7 protein-coding genes and 2 pseudogenes are annotated in these 4,225 nt (G+C 45.8%); 8 read left to right on the top strand and 1 reads right to left on the bottom strand.

The annotated features are described in order from the left end of the window. A pseudogene (locus tag RE317_RS20820) lies at positions 1–274 on the top strand (hypothetical protein); the annotation flags it as partial. Positions 275–293: 19 nt separating this feature from the next. Next, a complete protein-coding gene (locus RE317_RS20815; protein WP_004295510.1) occupies positions 294–524 on the top strand; it encodes a hypothetical protein in 231 nt (76 codons plus the stop codon). Between the two features lie 36 nt (positions 525–560). Here the strand turns inward: RE317_RS20815 and RE317_RS20810 are convergent, their stop codons facing one another. After that, positions 561–1,586 (bottom strand): replication initiation protein, encoded by a 1,026-nt coding sequence (locus RE317_RS20810; protein WP_004295509.1) that lies wholly within the window; start codon positions 1,584–1,586, stop codon positions 561–563. A 412-nt stretch (positions 1,587–1,998) separates the two neighbouring features. On the opposite strand from RE317_RS20810, the gene RE317_RS20805 reads away from it, so the two are divergent. The 6 genes and pseudogenes from RE317_RS20805 to RE317_RS20780 all read left to right on the top strand — a co-directional run. Next, complete coding sequence (locus RE317_RS20805) at positions 1,999–2,250, top strand: hypothetical protein (protein WP_004295507.1); 252 nt, start codon at positions 1,999–2,001, stop codon at positions 2,248–2,250. Beyond that, positions 2,247–2,522: a type II toxin-antitoxin system YoeB family toxin gene (locus RE317_RS20800; RefSeq protein WP_004327436.1), complete on the top strand. Its 276-nt coding sequence runs from the start codon at positions 2,247–2,249 to the stop codon at positions 2,520–2,522. The genes RE317_RS20805 and RE317_RS20800 overlap by 4 nt, the downstream gene beginning before the upstream one ends. Positions 2,523–2,532: 10 nt before the next feature. Next, positions 2,533–2,730 (top strand): hypothetical protein, encoded by a 198-nt coding sequence (locus RE317_RS20795; RefSeq protein ID WP_004295503.1) that lies wholly within the window; start codon positions 2,533–2,535, stop codon positions 2,728–2,730. Between the two features lie 192 nt (positions 2,731–2,922). Continuing rightward, positions 2,923–3,222 carry a mobilization protein MbpA gene (mbpA, locus tag RE317_RS20790; RefSeq protein ID WP_004327437.1) on the top strand — a complete coding sequence of 100 codons (300 nt, stop codon included), beginning with the start codon at positions 2,923–2,925 and terminating at the stop codon, positions 3,220–3,222. After that, the gene (mbpB, locus tag RE317_RS20785) at positions 3,219–4,013 is read left to right on the top strand and encodes a mobilization protein MbpB (RefSeq protein WP_007560590.1); all 795 of its coding nucleotides are present in this window, start codon (positions 3,219–3,221) and stop codon (positions 4,011–4,013) included. The genes mbpA and mbpB overlap by 4 nt, the downstream gene beginning before the upstream one ends. Further along, positions 3,970–4,225: pseudogene (locus tag RE317_RS20780) on the top strand (hypothetical protein); the annotation flags it as partial. The gene mbpB and the pseudogene RE317_RS20780, both read left to right, overlap by 44 nt.

Raw genomic sequence — 4,225 nt, 5'->3', positions numbered from 1 at the left:
AAAGGTACAAATAGACGGGAAAAGCCTTGAAAGTGCCGAAAATCGCCTAAAAAACGTGTTGGCGGACTTTGAACGGCAGGGGTACAGAATGAAAAACGGCGGTTATGTGGACAAACGAATTTCGTTCTACTCAATCCTTTGTGCTGTTATCTCCCTATTGTTCGCTTGTTTCATGTGCTATCTTTGGACGGATGCAGCCAAAGACCGGGACAACTACAAGCAGTATTATGAATACTACCAAGAGCAGGCAAGGGAACAAAAGGGGAATAAATAAACATCTAACTTTACGAATTATGGGAACAACGGAACACGAAGAACCCCGGTTCTTCTTCATACTGAACAAGGGTGCGAAGTCCGGCGGCGAAATCACCCATGCCGTCCTAAACGGTAGTATCGTTTCGAAGCCGGCAGGCTGGGACGCCTTTCATGGGCTTGCACTGGCGAGAGAGAAACTAAGCAGCGAGGAAATACAACAGCAGATGAAAGAACTTGGTGTAGAAATGGAAATCGTTCCTCTGATTTGACAAGATTACCCGGAGTGTTTCAGCCGGGTAATCTTGTTACTTATCCTTGATTTTCCCTTTAAGGGCGTTTATAATCCACCCTTTCGGATTGTTCTTTTCTCGTGATTTTCCGTTTAGGAGAGCCAGTTCTCCGATAAGGTCGGTTATCTTTTCTTGTGCCGTTATGAATGTCTCTTTGTTCCGGTTTATCTCTTCCGATGTGAAGCCGCAGGAATAACGGAGGTACTCGTACACATGGCTGTCTATCTGATATCGTGCTGTAACCTTTGCTTGCAATTCTTTCCCTTCCAGTTCTTCATCTCTGAACTGTGGTTGATAGACCGGGTAGAACCTAAACCCGGTCACCTTGCTACGTTTGTTGTTTGGGTTTTCACGCACTTTCACGTAGTTGAAAGTGTATGGGCAGCTCTCATCAAGCGCAGCCTTTGCTGGTTTCAAAACTCTTTCCTCAAAATGATCTATTCTGTCTTTTCCGTTCTTGTCCTTGTATTTGTCCGCAGGTATGCCAAGACGGTCTTTCAAGTTTTCAAGGGATATATCCAAAGGGTACACCTGCCCACTCATTAACATGTAAAACCTAAGGGAATACCCAGTAGGTAGCGCAAGAGCCTTGTTTAACTCAAATTCTCTGTACCCCTTGGCGAACTTGGTAAACACATCCCAAAGGTCGTTAGACACACGAAAGGTTATAATGCCAGTGCGTTTTTTATATTTTGGGTTAGATATAAATCCGCACTTCCACCATTCCTCGTCATCTTCGTAAGTAAAAAAACGTCCTGCCAAAGAATCGAGTGCGGCTATGATTTCATTGTAATCACGTCCGGAAAAAATAACGTCAGATACATGCATTTGTGCATCAACATCCCAAAGTCCATGCTCAAACTTGCGTTTCGTGCCTGCATAATCTTTCAGTTTTACTCCCTTTAGTTCAGCTTGGCACGCTTCCAGTATGCGAAGAACTATTCTTTGTTCGTGTATGGACATGTCTTGCTGTTTTGACCATGTATATACCCATGAAACAACAACATCTTTATTCTTGGTAATAGGTAGTTTCTTTTTCATAAACGATTGATTTGCTGCAAATATACACAATCCCCACATTAAAACAAAAAAAGAGGGGTAAAACTCCCAAAGTGTGGGGACTAATTTACTTTTAAACTCCCAAAGTGTGGGGACTAAACTCCCAAAGTGTGGGGAAACACATGTTCTAATCCCTTTATTTATGGGCGTTTGCGAAGAAGTGATAGAGCATATTACAGACGATGCTTATAACAGACAAGGGGAATTTATAGAGCTAAGTGGTTGATTTACTGTCGGAAAAAGAAAAACGATAGGGAAAAAGAGCAAAGCAAAACCAACCAACGGGCGGTAGGATTGGAAACGGGTTTTTATGGCGTGTACACGTTTGTGTACAAAATGTTTGTATTTTATTGAAATATAGCTATCTTTGTGCTGAATTTAAAAGCAAACAGATATGGAAGCATTATCAGTAAGAGAATACCGTAACAACCTCGCAGCGTCTTTCACCAAAGCTGACAATGGCGAGCAGGTACTAATTCGCAGGAAAAACGAGATTTACGCTTTGGTAAAAGTTGGTCGTGAAGATTTGATGATAACCCCGGAGCTGCAAGCAAGGATTGACAAGGCAAGGGAAGAAATCAAATCCGGAAAGTGTGTTACCCTCAAAAGCAGTGAGGATATTGACGCTTATTTCGATAGTCTATGATGTACACAATTAGGGTTTCCGACGGGGTGGATAAGGTGATTGCCAAATGGAAGAAATCAAACCCCAATTTGTTCAAGAAGTATAAGAAAATCTACAAAGAATTGTTAGAGCACCCTAAGACTGGGCTTGGGCATCCCGAAGCGTTAAGGGGCGGTGGGGATATTACATGGTCTCGACACATTACCGCCCATGACCGGATAATCTATGACATTTACGAGGAAGTGGTAGAGGTCTACATCTTGGAGGTAGAGGGGCATTACAACGATAAATGATAAAACTGTTATGGTCGAATATTGTGTTTACTGGTTAGAGAACGGCGAGCCTATGCACGAGGTGTTCTCTTCTCTTGCCGCCGCCGAGATGTACTCATGTGCGATAAGAGGGAAAGAAAACATTGAATGGGTGGAGGTGTCCGAAGAAGAAACCATTGATTTGGACGAACTGGAAGACATGTTCCCGGATGACTTCTGCGGCGTGTAATCCCCTTGGGTAGAAATGGGGTAGAATTTGTTAGGCTGTGGGGGATTTTCTAACACGCCGGGGCTTTTTGCTGGGCGGTTGGCGTGGATGTATTCCCATGCGGCATGTGTATATATAGCAAGAAGTGTCCTTGTCGGACAATTCTTGCTTTTCTCGCTTTGCTCAAAAAGATTTTAAGATTACCTTTGTGGCATGGAACTAAGACGGAACGAAAAGATTACATTCCGGTGTACCGAACTTGAAAAGGACGCACTTGCGGAGCAGGCAGCCCGGTGCAGTCTAAGCGTATCGGAATACTGCCGGAGTTTGTCCCTTGGGGGGCGCCCAAGGGAGAGGTACACCGAGGAGGAACGGCAGCTTCTCCGGGACATAGCCCAGTTGAAAGGAACGCTCCAACGGCTGAACAACTACTTCGGTGGTCGCCAGTACCGGGAAGTGTTCGAGGAGAACCGGGCACTAATTACAGAGCTCAAAAAAATACTCTCACGATGATAGGGAAAGGGAAAAGCATATCACATGGTGTGGCGGCATTGGAGTACGACCTCGCCAAAGAGATAAACGGGCAGGCAGTAGCCACCGAGATAGCCCGGCATGAACTTTATGGGTGTACTGGTGCGGAAATGGTGCAGGAAATGAAACCGTATCACATTGATTTTCCGAACGTAAAAAACAACTGCCTACGTTTCGAGGTCAGCCCCTCGATAGAGGAAAGCGCCACCTTTACGGATGCGGACTGGGCGGAACTTGGTAACGACTTCATGCAGCGCATGGGGTTGGCGAACCACCAGTACATCATCATCCGGCACAGCGGTACGGAGAGCAAGAAAGAGCAAGCCCACCTGCACATACTGGCAAACCGGGTTTCCCTTTCCGGGGAACTGTACCGGGACAACTGGATAGGGAAAAAGGCAACGGAAGCCGCCAATGCCATAGCCAAGGAACGGAACTTTGTACAGTCGCAGGACATTGGCAAAGTCAACAAAGCGGAAATCAAGGAAGCCATGGACGGCGTATTGAAGAAGATGCAGGGCTTTGACTTTACCAAATTCAAGGAAGAACTTGGTAAGAGAGGTTTTAAAGTCCGGGAAGCCAGGGCAAGCACCGGGAAACTTAACGGCTACTATGTCACAGCCCGAAGCGGTACGGAGTATAAGGCAAGCGAGATAGGGAAAGGCTACACTCTCGCCCATATCGAGCGGACACAAAGCAAACTGAAGTGCAACTCAATGAACATATCTCATGGAAACAAACTCACACCCGGAAGCGGCAGCTTCCAACGTTAAGCAGGGACAGTACAGCCCCCGGAAAAGAAAAGATACAACGCCAAGGGTAAACCCGCAGCTTGCGGTAGAACTGGTGTATCAAGAACTAAAGCGTGTTGAAGTCTATACGAAGCGCATAGAGGACGCAACAGCCCGAAAGGTACAAATAGACGGGAAAAGCCTTGAAAGTGCCGAAAATCGCCTAAAAAACGTGTTGGCGGACTTTGAACGGC

Origin of the sequence: Phocaeicola sp. GP0067 (assembly GCF_031119655.1) — a bacterium.
GTDB classification, from domain to species: domain Bacteria; phylum Bacteroidota; class Bacteroidia; order Bacteroidales; family Bacteroidaceae; genus Phocaeicola; species Phocaeicola vulgatus.
This window is presented reverse-complemented; position numbering and strand designations above follow the sequence as displayed.